The following is a 319-nucleotide window of genomic DNA, read 5'->3' on the forward strand; positions in this document are numbered from 1 at the left end:
CAGCGCAGGCATCACGCCAGGCGTGAGACGTGTAAGCGGAACCGTTGTCGGAGAGAACCCGTTCAACAGTGACGCCTCGTTCGGCGAACCATGCGGTTGCGCGTTCGAGCACCCCGATCGCGGTGGCGGCTTTCTCATCGGCGCAGATCTCGGCGTAGGCGACTCGTGAGTGGTCATCGACGACAGTGTTAACGAATGCGGTTCCCAGGAGCGGACCGCGCCATTTCGAACGCGCCTCGCCGGTGCGTTCAACGGTCGCGGAACGATTCCGGTCCCCTTGCTGCCGGCCGACGTATCGATGACCGCCGCCATCAGGGAT

1 protein-coding gene is annotated in these 319 nt (G+C 63.9%); it reads right to left on the minus strand.

The features are described 5' to 3' along the window. A partial coding sequence (locus SB660_RS19580; RefSeq protein ID WP_410583915.1) for a DDE-type integrase/transposase/recombinase occupies positions 1 to 319 on the minus strand: 319 nt, incomplete at both ends.

The sequence above is a fragment of the Bacillus sp. SIMBA_005 genome (assembly GCF_046535585.1).
Taxonomy (GTDB): domain Bacteria; phylum Bacillota; class Bacilli; order Bacillales; family Bacillaceae; genus Bacillus; species Bacillus pumilus.